Consider the following 20,681-nt stretch of genomic DNA (forward strand, 5'->3'; position numbering starts at 1 on the left):
ACCGAAGGCAGCACGCACGTGATCTCGTCGCTGAAGCTGCACACCGCCGGCCTGGTGCCGGGGCGCCCGGCGCTGGGGGCGTGGGTGCAGTACGCGCTTGGTTCGTCCAACCCGGACCTGCCGGCCTTCGTCGTGCTGCCGACCGGCAAGGGCGCGGCCGGCGGCGGGCGCGGCCAGGTGATCTGGAGCTCGGGCTTCCTGCCCGCGGCCTACCAGGGCACGGCCTTCCGCCAGGGCGATTCGCCGATCCTGCACCTGGCGCGGCCGGCCAACCTGAGCGAGGCCGAGCAGCGCAACACGCTGGCGCTGCTGAAGTCGCTGAACGAGCACCAGTCGGCGGGCTTCCCGAACGACACCGAGCTGCAGGCGCGCACCCGCTCGTACGACCTGGCCTTCCGCATGCAGAGCTCGGCGCCCGAGGCGGTCGACATGAGCAAGGAGACCGCGGCGACGAAGGAGCTGTACGGCATCGGCCAGAAGGAGACCGACGAGTACGGCACCGCGCTCCTGCGCGCGCGCCGGCTGGTCGAGCGCGGCGTGCGCTTCGTTCACTGCATCTCCGGCGCGCCGGACAACAGCGTGGACAGCTGGGATGCGCACAACGGCCTCGAGAAGAACCACGGCGTGATGTGCAAGCAGGTCGACAAGCCGGTGGCCGGCCTGCTGGCCGACCTGAAGTCGCGCGGGCTGCTGGAGAGCACGCTCGTCGTCTGGACCTCGGAGTTCGGCCGCACGCCATATGGCCAGAGCGGCGACGGTCGCGACCACAACCCCTGGGGCTACACCAGCTGGCTGGCCGGTGGCGGCATCAAGCCGGGCACGCACGGCACCACCGACGAGATCGGGCTGCGCGCGGTGAGCGGCGTGGTCGACACCTACGACCTGCAGGCGACCATCCTTCACCAGCTGGGGCTGGACCACAAGAAGATCACGTTCCTGAACCAGGGGCGTTCCGAGAAGCCGACCTCGGTGTTCGGCGATGTCGTCAAGGAGATCCTCGTCTGAAGCCGAAGCGACTTTCCGCGCTGTTGGCCGCGCTGTTGGCCGGGTTGCTGGTCGCCGGTGCGGCGGCGTCCGCGGCCTTCTCGCTGGACGGCGACCTGATGCGCGGCATCGAGGACACGACCAGGAGCCTGGACTCGAATGTCTCGCTGAAGAACAAGGAGGCCGCTGCCGCCGAGGCGCAGCAGCTGGTCGACTGGTTCGCGCAGGTCCAGGGCTACTACGAAGCCAAGGGCGACGCGGCCGATGCGGTCGGCTTCTCGCGCAAGACGCATGCGCTGGCGAGCGAGCTGCGGCGCGCACTGGCGAGCGAGGACTACGACGCCGCGTCGGACACGCTCGGCCTGCTGGTGCGCTCGTGCAAGACCTGCCACGAGGTCTACAAGCACAAATGAAAGCCCCGACCTGTCTCATCGCGGCCCTCGTGGCCGCGGGGCTGGCTGCGCCTGCGTTCGCGGCCAGCGTGCTGGAGTTCGACGTCTGGATGCGCGCGATCGACAAGTCCAGCGTCGCGGTGCAGAAGAGCATCGCGCGCCAGGATGCGGCGGCCGCGCGCGCCGAGGCCCGCGAGATCGAGCGGCTGTATGCGCTGATGGAAGCCTTCTTCCGCGACGACATGCCGGCCGCCGATGCGCTGCGGGTCTCGACCGAGGGCCGCGAGCTCGCGGCGTCGATCGCAGCGCTGCTGGAGGCCGGCGACTACGAGCGGGCGGGTGGCGCCGCGCGGCGCATCGCCCAGGCCTGCAACGACTGCCACGACCCGCACAAGCCCTTCAAGTGATTCCCCTTCTTCTCATGACCTTGCACCACCTCTCACCATGATGAAACCCACGAGCATTCGCATTGCAACCGTTGTGGCGCTCGGCGTCATCGCCGTCACGACCACGGTCTGGGCGCAGCAGGCGCCGAAGCCCGAGAACCAGATCCGCTGGCGCCAGTCGGCCTTCCAGGTGATCGCGCTGAACACTGCGCGCATCAAGGCTTCGGTGGACGGCAGCTACAACAAGGACGAGGTCGTCCGGTCGGCGAGCGCGATCGCGGCCTTGGCCAACACCAACCTGCTGACGCTGTTCACGCCCGGCACCGAAGCCGGCAAGGGCTGGCATGACACCACCGCCAAGGCCGAGCTGTTCAAGGACACGCAGCGCGTGGCCGAGCTGAACGCGACCTTCACGAAGGAGGCCAATGAACTGCTGCGCGTCGCGCAGGCGGGCGATGCGGCGGCGGTGAAGGAGCAGCACGGCAAGCTCGCGCGCTCGTGCAAGTCGTGCCACGACGACTTCCGCAACGCGAACTGATCCAACGAGGAGAACCAGATGATCCATCACCAGAAGAAACTTCTGGCCGCGCTGGCCTGCGCGGCCATCGGGCCGCTGCAGGCCCAGACGGCCGCCTCGGCACCGCGCCCGGCCGAACCCCCCAAGGCGTTCACGTTCTTCGTGACCAGCGAAGGCCTCGGCAAGGGGGCCGACCTCGGCGGCCTGGCCGGCGCCGATGCGCATTGCAGGAAGCTGGCGAGCGCCGTCGGCAACGGCGCGAAAACCTGGCGGGCCTACCTGAGCACGCAGGAGGCGAACGGCCAGCCGGCGGTGAATGCGCGCGACCGCATCGGCGCGGGGCCGTGGACCAATGCGCGCGGTGCCGTGGTGGCGCGCGACCTGGCGCACCTGCACGGCGACACGCTGGAGCTGGCGCGGCTGGGCAGCAACCTGACGCGCAACACGGTGTTCACCGAGAAGAACGAGCCGGTGAAGGGCTCGGGCGACAAGCCGAACCAGCACGACATCCTGACCGGCTCGCAGCCGGACGGGCGCGCATTCGCCGATGCGGCGGACCACACCTGCCGCAACTACGGCAGCAGCGCGGCCGACGGCTCGGCGCAGGTCGGGCATTTCGATCGCACGGGCGGCGGGAACAGCTCGTGGAACTCGGCGCATGCGAGCCGGGGGTGCGGGCAGGAGAACCTGGTGAGCACCGGGGGTGCGGGGCTGTTCTATTGCTTCGCGCTCGACTGAGCGCAAACGGGCTCAACGCTTGAACAGCACGTCCAGCACCACCTGCACCTCCTCGGCCCCACCGGCCGAGCACTTCATGCGCTTGACCGCGCCCTGCACGTACTTGTAGTACTCCTTCGGCCCCGACTGCGGCACCGCGTCGACCACCTGGCTGCCGCGCACCGTGAGGCGCGTGCGCACCGCGCCGACGATGCCGACGCGGTCGAACGCATCGGCCAGCACCTGTTCCAGCACGCCCTGGTAGCCCGGGCACGCGAGGCTGATCTCCTGCTTCGCGACCACCGGCTTCGCCTCCGGGGCCGGCGGCGCAGGCGCTGCGATCACCACCGGCTCCTTCGGCGGCTCGGCCTGCACCGCGGTGATCTGCGGCTCCGGTGCGGCCACTGGCGTCACGTCCGGCGGTGGCATGTAGGCCGGCGGTGGCGGGGCCGGCAGCTTCGGCGCCGGCTGGATCTTCTCGACTTTCGGTGGAGGTGGCGGCGGCGGAGGGGGCGGCGCCTCCGGCACGATGCTCATCTGGATCGGCTTCTTGATCACCTCGACCGCCTCGCGCGCCAGGCCCGATGCCAGTGCATACGCGATCAGCACGTGCAGGCCCAGCACTGCGGCCAGGCCGGCGCCACGGCGCGGACCGGCCTCCCGGTACGAAGGGTTGTCGTCGCGGGCCCGCAGGCCGCCCGACGGGGGAAGTACGGCGCTCATGAAGGCTCCCTGGTTGTCATTCAAACTGCTCGCTGCCGACGACGCCCATGCGGTGCAGCCCGGCCTGGTCGACGGCCACCATCACCTCGGCGAAGCGGTCGTACTTGGTGTGCGCATCGGGGCGCACGTGCAGCTCCGGCGGCTCGGCCTGCGCGGCAGCGGCCTGCAGCCGCGCCTGCAACTCGCGCGCATCGCGCAGCGGCGTGCCGTTCCAGTGCACCGTGCTCGCGCCGTCGATCGCGATCGTCACGACCTCGGGCTTCACTGCGCTGACCGGCGGCGTGCCCACCGGCAGCTGCAGGTTCACGTTGTGCAGCTGGATCGGGATCGTGATGATCAGCATCACCAGCAGCACCAGCATCACGTCGATCAGCGGCGTCGTGTTGATGTCGGCCACCGGTTCCTCGACGACCAGCGTGCGGCGTGTCTTCTTCGTGCGTTGCATCGCGCTCATCCCCTCGGCGGCGGTTCGGTGATGAAGCCGACCTTCAGGATGCCGGCGCGCTGGCAGGCCAGCAGGATGCGGCCGACCGGCGCGTAGTCGCCGCGCGCATCGCCGCGGATGTGCACCTCGGGCTGCGGGGTCTGCGCCGCGATCCTCTTCAGCCGCTGCTGCAGGTCGTCGCGGCCGGCGATGCGGGCATCGAACCAGAAGGTGCCGCCCTGCGCATCGACCGAGATCACCACGTCTTTCGGCGTGCTCTCGCGCAGCGCGTTGCTGCGCTTCGGCAGCTCCACCGGCACCGAGAAGTTCGCGACCGGGATCGTGATCAGGAAGATGATCAGCAGCACCAGCATCACGTCGACCAGCGGCGTGGTGTTGATCGCGGCCACCACCTGCTCTTCACCGCCGCCGCCCGGGGCGGCCAGGTTCATCGCCATCGCGCGACCCTCAGGCGGGCTGGCCGGACAGCAGCACCGAATGCAGCTCGCCCGAGAAATCGCGCACCTCGTCCATCACCGCGCTGTTGCGGCGCAGCAGCCAGTTGTAGCCGAGCACCGCCGGCACCGCGACCGCGAGGCCGATGGCCGTCATGATCAGCGCCTCGCCGACCGGGCCGGCCACCTTGTCGATCGAGGCCTGGCCGGCGATGCCGATCGCGGTGAGCGCGTGGTAGATGCCCCAGACGGTGCCGAACAGGCCGATGAAGGGCGAGGTCGAGCCGACCGTCGCGAGGAAGCTCAGGCCCGACGACAGGCTGCGCTGCACGCGTTCGGTCGCGCGGTGCACGGCGAGGTCGACCCAGTCGTTGAAGTCGACCTTGGCATGCAGGCCGCTGTGCTTCTTCGTCGCGGCGAGGCCGCTTTCGGCGATGAAGCGGAACGGGCTGCGCTCGGCCAGCTGCGTGGCGCCGGCCTGCACCGTGCCGGCGTTCCAGAAGTCGCGTGCGGCGCGCTTGGCATGGCCGCCGATGCGCAGTTGTTCGAGCAGCTTGGTGATGATCACGTACCAGCTGCCGATGCTCATCACCGCGAGGATCACGAGCACCGTCCTGGCGACACCGTCGCTCTGCGTCCAGAGGGCTTGCAGGCCGTACGGGCTGTCGGTGGCGGCGCCGCCTTGCGCGCAGGCGGCGGTGGCGACGAAGATCGATGCGGCCAGCAGCAGCGCGCGGCGCAGGAACGAAGACGAGCTCATCGGGGTGATCCGGAAGTGAAGGTGCGAAGGCGCAGTGTGGACAGCCGCGCGGGCGGCGGGAACAAAGCGTTTGGCAGTTCGTTATGACCGCAGTCCGCGTTGCGCGGGCGGTTTGCTGGGCTTACACCAGCGGTTGCTGCGAAGGCCGCACCCGGAGGTCGATCCGGGTCTATTTCACGTCAGGAGCGGGGCCACAACACCCACAGCCGCAGCGGCTGCTTCATCCGACCCGCCTGCTGCTCGGCGGTATCACCCCACCCCCAGAAGTAATCAGCGCGCACCGCCCCGGTGATCGCGGTGCCGGTGTCCTGCGCCATCACCGCGCGGCGCAGCAGCGTCGCGCTCAGCGGCTCGGTCGCGTCGACCCACACCGGCGTGCCGTACGGGATGCTCTGCGTGTCGACCGCGATCGAGCGCCCCGGCGTCAGCGGTACGCCCTGGCCGCCCTTCGGACCGAGCTGCGGATCGGGCAGCGGCTCCTCGCGGAAGAAGATCACCCGAGGGTTGGCCCACAGCATCTCGTGGAGCCGCTTCGGGTTCTTGCGCGCCCAGGCCTTGATCGACGGCCACGAGGCCTGCTCCAGCGTCAGCTCGCCCTGGTCGACCAGCCAGCGGCCCACCGACTTGTACGGCTGGTCGTTGTGCGCCGCGAACGCGACGCGCAGCAGCTTGCGGGTGCCGTCGGCCTCGGTCAGCTGCAGCCGGCCCGAGCCCTGGATCTGCAGCACCAACGCGTCGAGCGGGTCGGCGATGTACGCCAGCTCGCGGCCGCGCAGCGCGGCCTTCGCGGCCGGCACGGTGTCGAGCTGCTGGCGCGTCCAGTAGGGCTTGCGCGCGGCCAGGTCGGCCGGCGGTGCGTACAGGGGGATGCGGAAGGCGCCGCGCGGCACGCGGCTCGCCTCGACCAGCGGCTCGTAGTAGCCGGTCATCAGGCCCTCGGTCGCACCCTCGAGCGATTCGACGCGCCACGGCTGCACGCGGTTCTGCAGGAATACGCGCACGCTGCCGTCGGTGATGGTGCTGAGCTTCTGCGCGTCGGCGCACAGCTTGGTCCAGTCGGGGCCCGGCTTCTCGCAGCTGCGCAGCAGCGCGGGCCACAGCTCGGCGGTGCTGTCGAACTCCCAGCCGGGCAGGTCGGTCCAGGCGGCGCCGACCCAGCGGCTGCGCGCGCGCGTCAGCACCGGCGGCTTGTCGCCGGGGAGCGAGGGCGTGGTGGTCGGCGGGGTCGAGGAGGCCGGCGCATTGGCGGCCGGCTCCGGCGGAACCGGCGCCACGGGAGGGTATTGCAGGCTCGCGCAGCCGGCGAGCGCGCCTAGAATCGCCGCCGCCATCCACCAGCGGCCGCGGCCAGGGAACATCGTCATGGGTCTGATTCTCCTCGAAGCGCTGGGCGCGCTCGCGGTGCTGCTGCTGATCGTGTGGTGGACGATGTTCTCGGGGCGCAAGAAGGGCGAGCGTCGCGACGACGACCGCTGACGACCGTCGCGGTCAGCCCTTCGGCGGCACGATGAACGACCCCGGCCGCTGCCACAGCCGCCGGCGGATCGCGCGGTAGATGCGGCTGCGGTCGGTGAGCCGGATGCCGCGCGAGCGCAGCGCCACCTTGAACGCGAGGAAGAAGCTCACCGCGAGGTTCAGCCCGCCCGTCACCGCGATGCCGGCCAGGCACCACCAGAACGGCGCCTGGTGCAGGATGTCGAAGCCGAGCGCGCCGACCGCCGCGGCGAGCTGCCCGGTCGACAGCGTCACGTGCCGCACCTCGATCGGCAGCGCGAAGAAGCTCGCGACCGCCGGCACCAGGCCGAGCATCAGCCCGAGCGAGATGTTCGCGGTCAGCCCCGAGATGTTGTTGCGCCAGTAGAGCGACCAGCGCTGCGCGCGCGCCGACCCGAGCCGCGCGACGATGCGCGGGTTCCACGCGATCGCGCTGTCGAGCCGGTGCCAGACGAACCAGTTCTCGACCCAGCCCGCGATGATCGAGCTGGCGAACAGCAGCACGCCGGTGAAGGCCGCGTACAGCGGCGTCGGCCCGAGCAGCGACAGCGTGTCCAGCACGTGCTGCGCGTCCTTCGCGCCGATCAGTGGCGCGCCGAACGCGGCCGCCCACGCGAACTGCGCCGTCAGCACCAGCGGCGTCACGAGCGCGAGGTTGCCGAGGATGCCGGCCGCCTGCGAGCGGATCAGGTGCGCGACCTCGTCGACGAAGCCCTCCACCGCCGCGTCGTTCGACACGTCGTCGAGCCGGGCCGCCATCGCCGGCGCGGTCATCGCCGGCTGCTTGGTCGCCACCGTCCAGTGCATCAGGTGGATCAGCACGAAGCTGCCGGCGTAGTTGACGCCCGCGAAGAAGCCGGCCCAGAAGGTCGACAGCCCGAGCGCCAGCACGAAGAACTTCATGAACGTGGTGCCGGCCAGCACCGCGCCGCCGCCGGCCGCGGCGCGCAGCATCTGCCGGTACTCGCTGCGGTCGCGGGTGATGTAGTGCTCGCCGGTCTCGGCGCTGCGCTCGGCCACCTTGCGCGCGAGCAGCGAGTAGTGCCGCGCGAACAGAGCGCGGATGCTGCGCCGCTCCTCGGCGGTGCGCACCAGCGCGGCGGTCAGGCGCGTGATGTCGCGCCCGGGCTCCGGGCTCAGCACGCAGATCAGCAGCTCCTCGATGCGCTGCGTGCGCTCGCGCAGCTGCTCGACGGCGAACACCACGTCGACCGACACGCCGTGCGCCTCCAGGTGCAGGTGCACGCTGTCGGCGCAGCGCCGGCAGGTGTCGAGCAGCGCGCGCAGGTACTGCGCCTCGCGCAGCAGCGCCGGCGTGTCGCCGCCCTCGGCGTGCGCGCGGATCTGCTCGGCCACCAGCGCCAGCTGGCGGAACGGCTGCGACACCAGCAGCTCGGGGCTCATGCGCTGGCGCACTGTCGGCGTGAAGCCGGTCGCGCGGATCGCGCTGGCCAGGAAGGTTATCGCGTCGAGGAAGGGGGCGCGCCAGTTCGGCCCGATGGAGGCCGGTGCGGCCGAGGCTGCCGCCGCGGGGGCGAGCAGCGCGGTCAGGCGCTCGAGCGTCGGGTCGTCCAGCGCATCGAGCCACAGTGCATCGCTCGGCTGCGGGAACAGCAGGCCGAACAGCTCGGCCAGGTCGGTGGTGGCCGGCGTGCCGGGCAGCAGGCGCAGCCGCAAGCGCTGACCGAGTTCGCCGGACAGGTCGCGGCGCGGCGAGAAGCCGAAGTCGGCCAGCAGCGCCGCCACGTCCACCTCGCGCCAGAAGCGCGCGAGCAGCGCCGCGATCTCGGCCTGGTGCTCGGGGTGGCGCTCCAGCACGTTCAGCAGGTGGCGCAGGCGCAGCAGCGGCATCGGCGTGGCGGTGGTCGATGCCGCGTCGGCCGGCAGCGTCGCATGGCGCAGCCATTCGAGCAGGCGGATCAGCCACAGGTGGCGCTCCGGCAGCGAAGCCGAGGCGTCGGCCGCGTTCAGCAGCGCGCTCAGGTCCCACGGGCCCGGCCGGGCCTTGCCTTGCGCCTTCGACGACGCCTTCTTCCGCCCGAACATCGCGCCGGCCGTCAGTGCAGCGTCGACGCGAGCGACAGGCCGAACTCCGGCACCGGCGCATCGAACGGCGTCGCGTCCTCGGTCATGCAGAAGAAGGTGCCGCGCATGCTGCCCTGCGGCGTGGCCAGCCGCGTCCAGCTGGTGTATTCGTGGCTGTCGCCCGGTTGCAGCAGCGGCTGCTGGCCGACGACGCCCAGGCCGCGCACCTGCTCGACGCGCCCCTGGCCGTCGGTGATGACCCAGTGCCGCGCGATCAGCTGCGCCGCGACATCGCCGCTGTTGCGCACCGTGATCGTGTAGGCGAAGGCGTAGTGGCCGGTGGCGGCGTTCGACTGCTCGGGCAGGTGACGCACGACGACCGAGCAGGTGAATTCAGGATGGGCCATGGACGGGGATTCTAGGAGCCGGGCATGGCAGGTTCGTGGCCCGCCTAAAATCCCGCCCTTCCGCGACAGCCCGGCAGTACCGCATGACCACCTTCCGCATCGCCCCCAGCATCCTGTCGGCCGACCTGGCCCGCCTCGGCGAGGAGGTGCGCAACGTCATCGCCGCCGGCGCCGACTGGATCCACTTCGACGTGATGGACAACCATTACGTGCCGAACCTGACCTTCGGGCCGATGATCTGCGAGGCCGTGCGCCGGCACGCGGTGCGCCCCGACGGCACGCCGGTGCCGCTCGACGTGCACCTGATGGTGCAGCCGGTCGACCCGCTCGCGCTCGCGTTCTGCAAGGCCGGCGCGACCACCGTCACCTTCCACCCCGATGCCAGCACGCACGTCGATCGCACGATCCAGCTGATCCAGGCCGAGGGCTGCAAGGCCGGCCTCGTCTTCAACCCGGCGATGCCGCTGTCGGTGCTCGAGTACGTGATCGACAAGATCGACCAGGTGCTGATCATGAGCGTGAACCCCGGCTTCGGCGGCCAGAGCTTCATCCCGATGGCGCTGAAGAAGATCGAGCAGGCGCGCCGCCTGATCGACGCCAGCGGGCGCGACATCCGGCTCGAGGTTGACGGCGGCATCAAGGTCGACAACATCCGCCGCGTCGCCGATGCTGGCGCCGACACCTTCGTCGCCGGCAGCGCGATCTTCGGCCACCCCGACTACCAGGCTGTCATCGATGCGATGCGGCGCGAACTGCAGGCGGCATGAAGTTGGGCGCCGTGACCCAACACGGTGCTTTGTTCGGGGAAACAATCGAAAACCCCGTGAATTCTTCTGGCCTGACAGTGGTATTTTTCGCCCTGGCGAATGACGCCAAGCCAGCACGGAAGCCTGTTCGAGGGAGCTTCCCGGCGAGCAAGCTGAAAACGTAACCTCTTGTCAGGAAAGCGATTTTCCGGGTTTTTCCTCGGGTTTTGCCCGCATTGACGGGTGGTATTACTGGTACTAAACTGGTACCTAATGGGTCGTTTTGTGCCATGTACTTGTTGCAGGCACGCTGCTTGCCTAAGCCGCGCAGGCCCTTTATCTGCACAGGAGTTCGCGTCCGATGAATTTTTCGCAGCGACAACGCGATCCCCGGCGTCACATCGTCGGGATCGGGTTTGTCATTTTGTTTCACGCGGCGATCGTGTATGCGTTGCTGACGGGGCTGGCCAAGAAGGTGGTCGACGTGGTTCGCGCGCCGATCGAGACGAAGGTGATCGAAGAGATCAAGAAGCCGCCACCGCCGCCGGAGGTGGTGGTGCCGCCGCCGCCGAAGCTGGAGGCGCCGCCGCCGCCGTTCATYCCGCCGCCGGAGGTGCAGGTGGCGGTGCCGCCGCCGGCGCAGCCGACGATCACGGCGAGCACGCCGGTGCCGCCGCCGGCCGCACCGATGGCGCCYGTGGCGCCGCCTGCCGCRGCGCCTGCGCCTGCAGCGCCGCCGGCGCCGGTGTCGGCCGCGGTRGTGTGCTCGAACTACTCGACGGTGATGGGCGACTCGGGGTTYCCGCGCGAGGCGATCCGCCAGGGGCTGGACAAGGGCGAGGTGCTGATCCAGTTCACGCTGAGTGCCAGTGGCGAGGTCAAGGACATGAAGGTGCTGAAGTCGACGCACCCGGTCTTTGCGCGCAACAGCCTGAGGCTGGTGAGCGAATACAAGTGCCAGGGCCAGGGCAAGGACGTGCTGGTGCAGGTGCCGTTTGGCTACAAGCTGGAATGAACGCCTGAGCTGATCCCGCTCGATCACTGACTTTCGTTGCGACGAGGGCCCTGACCGGGGCCATGAATTCACAAATTTCTCTAGAGATTGGAAACACCATGTCTTTGTTTTCTCTGCGCTCGCTGGCTACCGCGTTGAGCTTGGCCGTTGCCTCCGCCGCCTTCGTGGCGCCCCAGATCGTTCACGCGCAGGCGTCGGCCCCGGCGGCTGAAGCGCCGGCCGYGGTGGCWGCMCCGGCGGCGCCGGTGGCGGTGCCGGGCGCGGTGACGAAGGAGTCGGTGGACAACCCGTACGGGCTGAGCGCGCTGTGGGCGCAAGGCGACTTCGTGGCGCGCGGCACGCTGATCATCCTGGTGATCATGAGCATGGGCAGCTGGTACATCCTGGTGACCAAGCTGTTCGAGAGCTTCAAGATCAGCGGCGAGGCKCGYGCRGCGCGCAAGASCTTCTTCAAGTCGGCGAGCCTGAACGACGGCGTCGCGACGCTGAAGGACGGCAGCGCGTTCCGCTTCATYGCCGAGACGGCGATCGAGGCGGGTGACCACCACGAGGGCGAGCTGACGGCGAACATCGACCGCAACACCTGGGTGGGCGTGAGCGTGCAGCGCGCGATCGACAACGTGCAAAGCCGCCTGCAGGACGGGCTGGCGTTCCTGGCGACGGTGGGCTCGACGGCGCCGTTCGTGGGGCTGTTCGGCACGGTGTGGGGCATCTATCACGCGCTGACGGCGATCGGCATTGCCGGCCAGGCGTCGATCGACAAGGTGGCGGGCCCGGTGGGCGAGGCGCTGATCATGACGGCCATTGGTCTCGCGGTGGCGGTGCCKGCGGTGCTGGGCTACAACTGGCTGGTGCGCCGCAACAAGGTGACGATGGAGTCGGTGCGCAGCTTCGGGGCGGACCTGCACGGCGTGCTGCTGGGCAGCCGCTCGACGCTGCGCGGCGGCAGCCGCTGATCGCGGATCACTCCTGAGCGAAGGAGCAACGCGATGGCAATGAACGTGGGCAGTGGGGACGGGGACGACGACGAGGTCGTCTCCAGCATCAACACGACGCCGCTGGTGGATGTGATGCTGGTGCTGCTGATCATCTTCCTGATCACGGTGCCTGTGGTGACGCAGACGGCGGCGGTGTCGCTGCCGAAGGARACCAACATTGCGCGGGTGACGAAGCCGGAGAACATCGAGATCTCGGTGACGAAGGACGGCGACGTGTACTGGAACGCGCAGGCGGTGGCGGACAACAACGCGCTGGTGGCGCGGCTGAAGAAGGTGTCGGTGCTGACGCCGCAGCCGGAGATCCACATCCGCGGCGATGAGAAGAGCCGCTACGAGTCGGTGGGTCGGGTGGTGTTCGCGTGCCAGCGCGCGGGCATCCAGAAGATCAGCTTCGTGACGGAACCGCCGCCGCGCGGCTGAGCCGAACCCCAGAGAGAAGGATCAAGCAAATGGGAATGAACGTAGGCTCCGGCGGCGGAAGTGGTGATCCCGACGTGATGGTGGAGATGAACACGACGCCGCTGATCGACGTGATGCTGGTGTTGCTGATCATGCTGATCATCACGATCCCGATCCAGCTGCACTCGGTGAACCTGAACATGCCCACGGGGAGCCCGCCGCCGCCGYTGCGCGACCCGGTGGTGGTGACGATCGACATCGACTTCGACGGCACGATCCTGTGGAACGGTGAAGTCGTGCCGGACCGCACGGTGCTGGAGACGAAGCTGGCGGCGACGGCGGCGGTTGCCGATCAGCCCGAGGTGCACATCCGCCCGAACAAGCTGGTGGAGTACAAGTCGGTGGCGATGGTGCTGGCCAGTGCGCAGCGGCTCGGGGTGGCCAAGCTGGGCATGGTGGGCAACGAGCAGTTCATCAAGTGAGCACCATGGCCATGAAGTTGAAACCCTTGCTGGCCGCCACGCTGCTGGCAGCGGCGCTGACGACCGCGTACGCACAGGACGCCGTGCGTCCGGACATCGGCAAGCCGCTGCAGGCCGCGGGCGACCTGATCAAGGCCGGCAAGTACAAGGAAGCGCTCGCCAAGGTGCGTGACGCCGACGCGGTGCCGAACAAGAACGCGAGCGAGAGCTACACGATCGAGCGCATGCGCATCGCGGCCGCGTCGGGCGCGGGCGATGCAGACACGGCCGGCAAATCGTTCGAGGCGCTCGCGGCCACCGGCAAGCTGGCGCAGGCCGACAAGCTGCGCATGCTGGAGTCGCTGGCCGGTACCGCGTACCGTGCCAAGGACTACGCGAAGACGATGCAGTGGGGCCAGCGCTACTTCAAGGAAGGCGGCACCAGCGGCACGGTGCGCACGCTGCTGATCCAGAGCCAGTACCTGGGCGGGGACTTCGCCGGCGCGGCGCGCGAGCTGCAGGTGGAGATCAGCGCCTCGGAGAAGGCGGGGCAGGCGCCGGCCGAAGACCGGCTGAAGCTGCTGGCGAACGCGACGCAGCGCATGAACGACACCAACGCGTACGTGTGGGCGGTCGAGAAGCTGGTGACGTACTACCCGCAGAAGCAGTACTGGACGGACCTGCTGGGGCGGCTGCAGCGCAAGCCGAACTTCAGCGACCGGTTGGCGCTGGACACGTACCGGCTGAGYCTSGCGACGGGTGCGACGAGCGCGGCGGCCGACTACATGGAGATGGTGCAGCTGGCGGTGCAGGCGGGCAGCCTGAACGAGGCGCAGCAGGCGATGGACAAGGGCTTCGCGGCRGGGGTGCTKGGCGTGGGCCCGGAGGCGGAGCGGCACAAGCGGCTGAAGGACCTGGTGGCCAAGCGGCTGGCCGAGGCGAAGGCGGGCCAGGCGCAGGCGCTGACGGAGGCGAAGGCGGCCAAGGACGGCGGCGAGYTGCTGGCGATCGGCATGGACCAGGTCTACGGCGGGCAGGCCAAGCCGGGGCTGGAGCTGATGCAGCAGGGCATCGCCAAGGGCACGAAGCGGCCCGATGACGCGAAGCTGCACCTGGCGATCGCGCAGCTGGTGGCGGGTGATCACGCCAAGTCGGCSGCGACCTTCAAGACCGTGCAGGGCAACGACGGCACGGCCGACCTGGCCCGGCTCTGGGCGCTCTACGCCCGCAAGAAGTGACTTGAAACCCGGGGCCCGCCCCGGGTGACAAAACAGTGGCGCGTTCCGGCTTGGACTGGTATCGTTGCCCTCGATCGCCCTGCAACGGGGCGGTCCTCCAGACTTGGTGCGTGAGACGCACTGTCTGACAAGCGCATGTAAGCGCTTGAATTCAAACGAAAAATCCTGCTGCTAAGACAACTCTAATACCAATTGACTTATTGGTATTGCTGGTACTAAACTGGTTTCATCGCGGGCTCGACGCCCGCCCATGAACAACGTGCCAGAGAGCAGTCGATGATCGAATACCTGATCGGCGTGGATGGAGGCGGCACCGGCACCCGGGCCCTCGTCGCGCGCCGTGCCGGGGCGGTGCTGGGGCGGGGCGAGGCCGGCCCGTCGGCGCTGGGCCAGGGCATCGAGCCGGCGTGGCAGCAGATCGAGCTGGCGGTCGCCCGTGCCTTCGATGCCGCCGGCGTCGCCCGGCCCTCGCACGCGCAGTGCGCCCTCGGCGCCGGCCTGTCCGGCATGAGCAATGCGCCGTGGCGCGATGCCTTCCTGGCGCAGAACCCCGGTTACGCGAAGCTGCTCGGCGAGACCGATGGATTCGCGATGCTGGTCGGCGCGCACGGCGGTCGCCCCGGCGCACTGCTCGCGGCCGGCACCGGCAGCATCGGCGAGGTGTGGCGCGCCGATGGCACGCGCGCCAGCGTCGGCGGCTGGGGTTTCCCGGTCGGCGACGAAGGCAGCGGTGCCTGGCTCGGCCTGCGGGCGATGCGCATCGCGCAGTGCGCGATGGACGGGCGCCTGCCGGCGGGCACGTTGGCGCGCCGCGTCTGGGCCCAGTGCGGCGAAGACGCCGAGACATTGCAGGCCTGGTGCGGCCGCGCCGGCCAGTTCGCGTATGCACAGCTCGCACCGGCCGTGTTCGACACCGAAGACAGCGACCCGGCCGCCGCGCAACTGCTCGTGCGCGCAGTGACTGAGCTCGAGGCCATCGCCCGCGCGCTGGACCCGGCCGGCGAGCTGCCGCTCGCGGTGCTCGGCAGCGTCGGCCAGCGCCTGTCGCCCCGCCTTTCACCTGCGCTGCTCGCGCGCTGCGTCGCCGTCGCCGACGGGCCGGCCGCCGGCGCGCTGACCCTGATCCGACGCGAGGTCGAGACCGACCGATGAAGAGACCCCTGTTCGATTTCAAGCCCGACGCGCGCGACAGCTCGCCGCTGTACGTGCAGCTGGCTCGCAAGCTGGGGCAGGCGATCCGCGACGGCCGCTACCAGGCCGACGAGGCGCTGCCGTCCGAGCGCGTGCTGTCGGAGTCGCTCGACGTGTCGCGCGTGACCGCCCGCAAGGCCATCGACCAGCTGGTCGAGCAGGGCCTGATCGTGCGCCGCCGCGGCTCGGGCAACTACATCGCACCGCGCATCGAGCAGCCGCTGTCGCGGCTGACGAGCTTCTCCGAAGAGCTGCACCAGCGCGGCTACACGCCGAGCTCGCAATGGCTCGAACGCAGCATCACCGCGGCGGTGCCCGACGAGCAGCTGAGCCTGGGCCTGTCGCCCGGGGCGCGCGTCGCACGGCTGGAGCGGCTGCGCCTGGCCGACGAGGTCGTGATGGCCTACGAGGTCAGCGTGCTGCCGCAGAGCGTGCTGCCGCAGCCCGAGCTGGTCAACGGCTCGCTGTACGAATACCTGACCAGCACCCGCCAGGCGCCGGTGCGCGCGCTGCAGCACATCCGCGCGCTGAATGCGCAGCCGCGCCTGGCCGAGCAGCTCGGCGTGCCGGTCGGGCAGGCGGTGCTGTTCATCACCCGGATCGGCTACCTGGAAACCGGCCAGGCGGTCGAGCTGACCCATTCCTATTGCCGAAGCGACTACTACGACTTCGTCGCCGAAATGAGAAGAGAAGCATGAGCACCCACCTGCAAGGCAAGGTCCTCACCCCGCAAGGATTCGTCGACGGGCGCATCGAGTTCGGGGCCGACGGCCGCATCGTGCGCGTCGAGGGCACGCCGATCGATGTGCGCAAGGTGCGCGACAAGGCCGGCGCCATCGTGCTGCCCGGCTTCATCGACCTGCACGTGCACGGCGGTGGCGGGCACGACATCATGGAAGGCGGCGATTCGGCCGCGCGCGTGTCCGAGCTGCATGCGCGCCATGGCACCACCGCGCTGCTGGCGACGACGATGACCGCGCCGATGAGCGACCTCGAGCTCGCGTTCGCCGGACTCAAGTCGGTGTGCTCGGCCCGCAGCCCGAAGGGCGCGCGCGTGCTGGGCGTGCACCTCGAAGGCCCGTACATCAACGGCGGCAAGCTCGGCGCGCAGCCGAACTTCGCGCGGCCGGTGCAGACCGCCGAGCTGGCGCGCCTGAACGAGCTGGCACCGATCCGCCTGATCACGCTGGCGCCCGAGATCGCCGGCAACATGGACCTGATCGAGTCGCTGTGCGCCGCGGGTTTCCGCGTGCAGCTCGGCCACACGCTGGGCAGCTACGAGGACGGCGTCGAGGCGCTCAAGCGCGGCGCGGGCGGCTTCACGCACCTGTTCAACGCGATGAGCGGGCTGCACCACCGCGAGCCCGGCATGGTCGGCGCGGCGCTCGCGCATGCGAAGTACTCCGAGATCATTCCGGACCTGCTGCATGCGCACAAGGGCGCGATCCGCGTCGCGCTGCGCGCGATCCCGCACCTCTACTGCGTCACCGACTCGACCGCCGCCGCCGGCATGCCGGACGGCGACTACCGGCTCGGCCGCCACAAGGTCACCAAGTGCCTCGGCGGCGTGCGGCTGGCCGACGGCACGCTGGCCGGATCGACCCTCACCATGGACCAGGCGCTGCGCAACCTGGTCAACGAGCTGGACATGGACCTGATCGACGCGTCGCGCCGCGTCTCCACCCATGCGGCCGACTACCTCGGCGCCTCGGACCGCGGGCGCTTGTCCGCCGGTGCCTGGGGCGATGCCGTCGTGCTCGACCGCGATCTCACTGTTTCGGACGTCTATGTTGAAGGAAGCTCGATTGAACTCGCGCATGCTGGCTGAGGCCCGCGAAGCCCCCTCTGCGGTCGCACGGCAACTGGCCGAGAACGACCAGGCCTACAGCGACTTCGGCGCGCTGCTGCGCAGCAAGCCGCCGGGCTCGGTGCTGACCGTCGCGCGCGGCAGCTCCGACCACGCGGCCCACTTCATGGCCTACCTGATCATGGCGCGCATGGGCCGGCTGGTGACCTCGCTGCCGATGTCGCTGATCACGCTGTACCAGTCGCAGATCCAGTGCGACGGCCTGGCGGCGATGGCGTTCTCGCAATCGGGCCAGAGCCCCGACCTGGTGGCGCCGATGCGCTATTTCAGCGACGGCGGCGCCTGCACCGCGGCCTTCGTCAACGACCCGGAGTCGCCGCTCGCGAAGGCCGCGCAGTGGGTGTTCCCGCTGCACGCCGGGGCCGAGACCAGCGTCGCGGCGACCAAGAGCTTCATCACGCAGATGGTGGCCGGCGCGCGCACGGTGGCCGCGTGGCAGGACGACCTGGTGCTGCAGGCCGCGCTGTCGGCGCTGCCCGGCGTGCTGTCGCGCGCCGCGCATGCCGACTGGACGCCGGCGGTCGATGCGCTGGTCCACGCCGACAAGCTGTTCGTGATCGGCCGCGGCACCGGGCTGCCGGTCGCGCTGGAAGCGGCGCTGAAGTTCAAGGAGACCTGCGCGATCCAGGCCGAGGCGTTCTCGGGCGCCGAGGTCAAGCACGGCCCGATGGCGCTGATCGACGAAGGCTACCCGCTGCTGATCTTCGCGCCGCGCGGCCCGGCGCAGGCCGGCCTGCTGGCGCTCGCCGACGAGATGCGCGCGCGCGGCGCCAAGGTGCTGCTGGCGGCGCCCGGCGGCACGCCGCACGCGAACCTGCCGATCGTCGAGACCGCGTCGATCGAGCTCGACCCGATCTCGGTCGTGCAGAGCTTCTACCCGATGGTCGAGGCGCTGGCGCGTGCGCGCGGCTTCGATCCCGACAAACCGAAGTTCCTGGCCAAGGTGACGAGGACGCAATGAGCACGGTGTTCCATCCAGGGCAGTTGGTGATGGTCAACATCCCGGGCAAGAACCTGGATGGATCGACCGCTTCATTCCTGCGCGAGCACCACATCCGCGCGATCTGCCTGTTCCGATGGAACCTCGGCACCGAGGCCGAGGTGCGCAAGCTCACCGCCGACCTGCGCGAGGCGATGGGCGAGCATGCGCTGATCGGCATCGACCAGGAAGGCGGCTCGGTGGTGCGCTCGACCTTCCTGCCGCAGGCACCGGCCGCGATGGCGCTCGGCGCCGCCGGCGACGAGGCGATGGCCGAGGAGGTCGGCGCGGCGGTCGCGCGCGGCCTCGCGAGCCTGGGCATCAACTGGAACTTCGCGCCGGTGCTCGACGTGAACAACAACCCGGCCAACCCGGTGATCGCCGAGCGCAGCTTCTCGGAAGACCCGCTGGCGGTGACGAAGCTGGCCGGCGCGTGGATGCGCGGCTCGCTGCGCGAAGGCGTGGCCTGCTGCGTGAAGCACTTCCCGGGGCATGGCGACACGCACGTCGATTCGCACCGCGACCTGCCCGAGGTGAACAAGTCGCTGGCCCAGCTGGAGGCGCTGGAGTTCGTGCCGTTCCGCGCGCTGCGCCACGAGGCGCCGGCGATGATGACGGCGCACATCGTCTACCCGCAGCTCGACCCCGAGCACCCGGCGACGCTGTCGCGCCGCGTGCTGGGCACGCTGCTGCGCGAGAGCTGGGGCTACGACGGCGTCGTGATCACCGACTCGCTGGTGATGAAGGCGATCCACGACCGCTACGGCCACGACCGCGCCGCGGTGCTCGCGCTGCAGGCCGGCGCCGACATGGTGATGGCGCTCGGCACGCAGGAGGAGCAGCTGGCCGCGATCCGCGCGATCCAGCGCGCGCAGGCGAGCGGCGACCTGGGCGCCGAGAAGCTTGCCAAGGCGAACGCGCGGCTCGACCGCCTGGCCGCCCGCTACCCGGTGCGTCATGCCGACTACACGCCGGCGCAGCACGAGCGCGACGACGACCTGATGCACCGCGCCTGGGCCGCCGGCCTGACGACGCGCGGCACCGCGCCGGTGCTGCGCCGCGATCACCGGCTGCGCGTGTTCACGCAGCGCGCGGTGCCGAGCGACGGCGTCTCCGAGGCCGGTCTCGCGGGCGCGCAGGTGGCCGAGCTGTTCGGCGGTTTCGCGAGCGTCGACATGGTCGAGCTCGACGTGCTGGCCGAGCTCGACTGGACCACCATCCCGCGCGACGGCCGCCTGAACGTCGTCGTCTCGAACCACCGCGACCGCTACGACGCGCGCGCCAAGGCGTGGCGGGCCGACCTGCACGTCGTGCTGTGGAACCCGTACCAGGCGCTGGACATCCCGGCGCCCGCCGTCATCACCTGGGGCTATGCCACCGGGGCGCTGGTCGCGTTGCGCGACTGGCTCGAACGCCGCACCACCGCACCCGGCCGCTCGCCGGTGCGGCTGGACACCCGTCGCTGATCCACACCGAAGTTCTGGAGTTCCCCCGCATGACCACCGCCACGAAGGGTTCGCCGATCCGCTGGGTGCCGAGCCTCTACCTCGCGCAGGGGCTGCCGTTCTTCGCGGTCAACGTGATCGCGCAGCAGATGCTGATCAGCATGCAGGTGCCCAACGAGCAGATCACGCGCTGGCTCGGCGTGCTGAGCCTGGCCTGGGGCATCAAGTGGCTGTGGAGCCCGTTCCTCGAGCTGGCGCCGAGCAAGAAATCGGTGGTGATCGTGTTCCAGCTGCTCGGCGCGGGCGGGCTCGCGCTGACGGCGATCGCGCTGCACCTGCCGGCGTTCTTCGTGATCGCGATCGCCGCGCTGTCGCTGGTGTCGCTCGCGTCGGCGACGCACGACGTGGCCTCCGACGGGCTGTACATCGCGAGCCTCGACAACAAGGCGCAGGCCGAGTACGCCGGCTGGCAGGGCGCGTTCTTCAACGTCGCGCGCTTCGTGTCGGCGGGCGGCCTGCTGATCCTCGCCGGCTCGCTCGAGAAATCGATCGGCGTGCCGGCCGCCTGGACCGCGATCTTCCTGATGCTGGCCGCCGCGATGGTGGTGCTCGGGCTCTACAACGCGTGGTCGCTGCCGGGCACGCGCAACGTGGCCTCGGAAGCCGGCTCGGCCGCCGACGTGAGCCGCACGCTGTGGCACGTGATCCAGGATTTCCTGCGCAAGCCGGGCATCTGGCTCGCGATCCTCTTCATCATCCTGTTCCGCGCCAGCGAGGGGCAGATCCAGACCATCGGGCCGATCTTCCTGCGCGCCGCGCGCGACGTGGGCGGGCTCGGCCTCAGCACCGACCAGGTCGGCTGGGCCTACGGCACGGCGGGCACGATCGCGTTCATCGGCGGCAGCATCGTCGGCGGCTACTTCGCGGCATGGCTGGGGCTGAAGCGCGCGATGGTGTGGCTGATCCTCGCGATGAACCTGCCGAGCATCGCGTTCGTCTTCCTCAGCACCGCGATGCCGACGAACTTCGGCGTGATCGCCGCGGCGCTGAGCCTGGAG

General features: G+C 70.0%; 25 protein-coding genes. 17 read left to right on the top strand and 8 right to left on the bottom strand.

Annotated features, from left to right (window positions below):
• The 5 genes from AC1D15_RS03685 to AC1D15_RS03705 form a co-directional block, all read left to right on the top strand.
• On the top strand, positions 1 to 1,005 hold a 1,005-nt coding region (locus AC1D15_RS03685), incomplete at its 5' end, for a DUF1501 domain-containing protein (RefSeq protein ID WP_477824973.1).
• 23 nt (positions 1,006 to 1,028) lie between these two features.
• Positions 1,029 to 1,397, top strand: a complete 369-nt coding sequence (locus AC1D15_RS03690; RefSeq protein WP_465111612.1) for a hypothetical protein — start codon at positions 1,029 to 1,031, stop codon at positions 1,395 to 1,397.
• Positions 1,394 to 1,783, top strand: coding sequence for a hypothetical protein (locus AC1D15_RS03695; protein ID WP_465111613.1), 390 nt, complete (start codon positions 1,394 to 1,396; stop codon positions 1,781 to 1,783). The genes AC1D15_RS03690 and AC1D15_RS03695 overlap by 4 nt, the downstream gene beginning before the upstream one ends.
• Positions 1,784 to 1,820: 37 nt before the next feature.
• The gene (locus AC1D15_RS03700) at positions 1,821 to 2,300 is read left to right on the top strand and encodes a c-type cytochrome (protein ID WP_477824974.1); all 480 of its coding nucleotides are present in this window, start codon (positions 1,821 to 1,823) and stop codon (positions 2,298 to 2,300) included.
• Between the two features lie 18 nt (positions 2,301 to 2,318).
• On the top strand, positions 2,319 to 3,017 hold the full coding sequence (locus AC1D15_RS03705; protein WP_477824975.1) for a lectin: 699 nt from the start codon (positions 2,319 to 2,321) through the stop codon (positions 3,015 to 3,017).
• 12 nt (positions 3,018 to 3,029) lie between these two features.
• Here the strand turns inward: AC1D15_RS03705 and AC1D15_RS03710 are convergent, their stop codons facing one another.
• The 7 genes from AC1D15_RS03710 to apaG form a co-directional block, all read right to left on the bottom strand.
• A complete protein-coding gene (locus tag AC1D15_RS03710) occupies positions 3,030 to 3,719 on the bottom strand; it encodes an energy transducer TonB (protein ID WP_477824976.1) in 690 nt (229 codons plus the stop codon).
• A gap of 16 nt (positions 3,720 to 3,735) precedes the next feature.
• Entirely contained in the window at positions 3,736 to 4,164 is a 429-nt protein-coding gene (locus AC1D15_RS03715; protein WP_477824977.1) for an ExbD/TolR family protein, read from the bottom strand.
• A gap of 5 nt (positions 4,165 to 4,169) precedes the next feature.
• Positions 4,170 to 4,601, bottom strand: coding sequence for an ExbD/TolR family protein (locus AC1D15_RS03720; RefSeq protein ID WP_477824978.1), 432 nt, complete (start codon positions 4,599 to 4,601; stop codon positions 4,170 to 4,172).
• Positions 4,602 to 4,611: 10 nt separating this feature from the next.
• Complete coding sequence (locus AC1D15_RS03725; RefSeq protein WP_477824979.1) at positions 4,612 to 5,358, bottom strand: MotA/TolQ/ExbB proton channel family protein; 747 nt, start codon at positions 5,356 to 5,358, stop codon at positions 4,612 to 4,614.
• A 179-nt stretch (positions 5,359 to 5,537) separates the two neighbouring features.
• The gene (gene mltA, locus AC1D15_RS03730; RefSeq protein ID WP_477824980.1) at positions 5,538 to 6,722 is read right to left on the bottom strand and encodes a murein transglycosylase A; all 1,185 of its coding nucleotides are present in this window, start codon (positions 6,720 to 6,722) and stop codon (positions 5,538 to 5,540) included.
• A 124-nt stretch (positions 6,723 to 6,846) separates the two neighbouring features.
• Positions 6,847 to 8,898, bottom strand: coding sequence for a site-specific recombinase (locus AC1D15_RS03735; RefSeq protein WP_477824981.1), 2,052 nt, complete (start codon positions 8,896 to 8,898; stop codon positions 6,847 to 6,849).
• 11 nt (positions 8,899 to 8,909) lie between these two features.
• Positions 8,910 to 9,284 (bottom strand): Co2+/Mg2+ efflux protein ApaG, encoded by a 375-nt coding sequence (apaG, locus tag AC1D15_RS03740; RefSeq protein ID WP_047510807.1) that lies wholly within the window; start codon positions 9,282 to 9,284, stop codon positions 8,910 to 8,912.
• An 83-nt stretch (positions 9,285 to 9,367) separates the two neighbouring features.
• On the opposite strand from apaG, the gene rpe reads away from it, so the two are divergent.
• Positions 9,368 to 10,051 (top strand): ribulose-phosphate 3-epimerase, encoded by a 684-nt coding sequence (gene rpe / locus AC1D15_RS03745; RefSeq protein WP_047510809.1) that lies wholly within the window; start codon positions 9,368 to 9,370, stop codon positions 10,049 to 10,051.
• Here rpe and AC1D15_RS03750 read toward each other — a convergent pair.
• Positions 10,014 to 10,463 carry a hypothetical protein gene (locus tag AC1D15_RS03750; RefSeq protein WP_477824982.1) on the bottom strand — a complete coding sequence of 150 codons (450 nt, stop codon included), beginning with the start codon at positions 10,461 to 10,463 and terminating at the stop codon, positions 10,014 to 10,016. The genes rpe and AC1D15_RS03750 overlap by 38 nt on opposite strands.
• Before the next feature lie 9 nt (positions 10,464 to 10,472).
• Between AC1D15_RS03750 and AC1D15_RS03755 the strand changes: the two genes are divergently transcribed.
• From AC1D15_RS03755 to AC1D15_RS03805, 11 genes are all read left to right on the top strand, one after another.
• Complete coding sequence (locus AC1D15_RS03755; RefSeq protein WP_477824983.1) at positions 10,473 to 11,045, top strand: TonB family protein; 573 nt, start codon at positions 10,473 to 10,475, stop codon at positions 11,043 to 11,045.
• 98 nt (positions 11,046 to 11,143) lie between these two features.
• The gene (locus tag AC1D15_RS03760; RefSeq protein WP_477824984.1) at positions 11,144 to 12,001 is read left to right on the top strand and encodes a MotA/TolQ/ExbB proton channel family protein; all 858 of its coding nucleotides are present in this window, start codon (positions 11,144 to 11,146) and stop codon (positions 11,999 to 12,001) included.
• A 33-nt stretch (positions 12,002 to 12,034) separates the two neighbouring features.
• Entirely contained in the window at positions 12,035 to 12,463 is a 429-nt protein-coding gene (locus AC1D15_RS03765; RefSeq protein ID WP_465115239.1) for an ExbD/TolR family protein, read from the top strand.
• Positions 12,464 to 12,492: 29 nt separating this feature from the next.
• A complete protein-coding gene (locus tag AC1D15_RS03770) occupies positions 12,493 to 12,924 on the top strand; it encodes an ExbD/TolR family protein (RefSeq protein WP_465115241.1) in 432 nt (143 codons plus the stop codon).
• Positions 12,925 to 12,935: 11 nt separating this feature from the next.
• Entirely contained in the window at positions 12,936 to 14,141 is a 1,206-nt protein-coding gene (locus tag AC1D15_RS03775) for a tetratricopeptide repeat protein (protein ID WP_477824985.1), read from the top strand.
• A gap of 276 nt (positions 14,142 to 14,417) precedes the next feature.
• On the top strand, positions 14,418 to 15,293 hold the full coding sequence (locus AC1D15_RS03780) for a glucosamine kinase nucleotide-binding domain-containing protein (RefSeq protein WP_465114887.1): 876 nt from the start codon (positions 14,418 to 14,420) through the stop codon (positions 15,291 to 15,293).
• On the top strand, positions 15,290 to 16,030 hold the full coding sequence (locus AC1D15_RS03785) for a GntR family transcriptional regulator (RefSeq protein WP_047510706.1): 741 nt from the start codon (positions 15,290 to 15,292) through the stop codon (positions 16,028 to 16,030). The genes AC1D15_RS03780 and AC1D15_RS03785 overlap by 4 nt, the downstream gene beginning before the upstream one ends.
• On the top strand, positions 16,027 to 17,160 hold the full coding sequence (gene nagA / locus AC1D15_RS03790) for an N-acetylglucosamine-6-phosphate deacetylase (protein WP_047510704.1): 1,134 nt from the start codon (positions 16,027 to 16,029) through the stop codon (positions 17,158 to 17,160). Before AC1D15_RS03785 ends, nagA begins: the two co-directional genes overlap by 4 nt.
• Positions 17,150 to 18,160 (top strand): SIS domain-containing protein, encoded by a 1,011-nt coding sequence (locus AC1D15_RS03795; protein WP_477824986.1) that lies wholly within the window; start codon positions 17,150 to 17,152, stop codon positions 18,158 to 18,160. Before nagA ends, AC1D15_RS03795 begins: the two co-directional genes overlap by 11 nt.
• A complete protein-coding gene (gene nagZ, locus AC1D15_RS03800; protein ID WP_465114889.1) occupies positions 18,157 to 19,644 on the top strand; it encodes a beta-N-acetylhexosaminidase in 1,488 nt (495 codons plus the stop codon). Before AC1D15_RS03795 ends, nagZ begins: the two co-directional genes overlap by 4 nt.
• Positions 19,645 to 19,673: 29 nt before the next feature.
• On the top strand, positions 19,674 to 20,681 hold a 1,008-nt coding region (locus AC1D15_RS03805; RefSeq protein ID WP_477824987.1), incomplete at its 3' end, for an MFS transporter.

Source organism: Rhizobacter sp. P2_H2, from assembly GCF_056403375.1.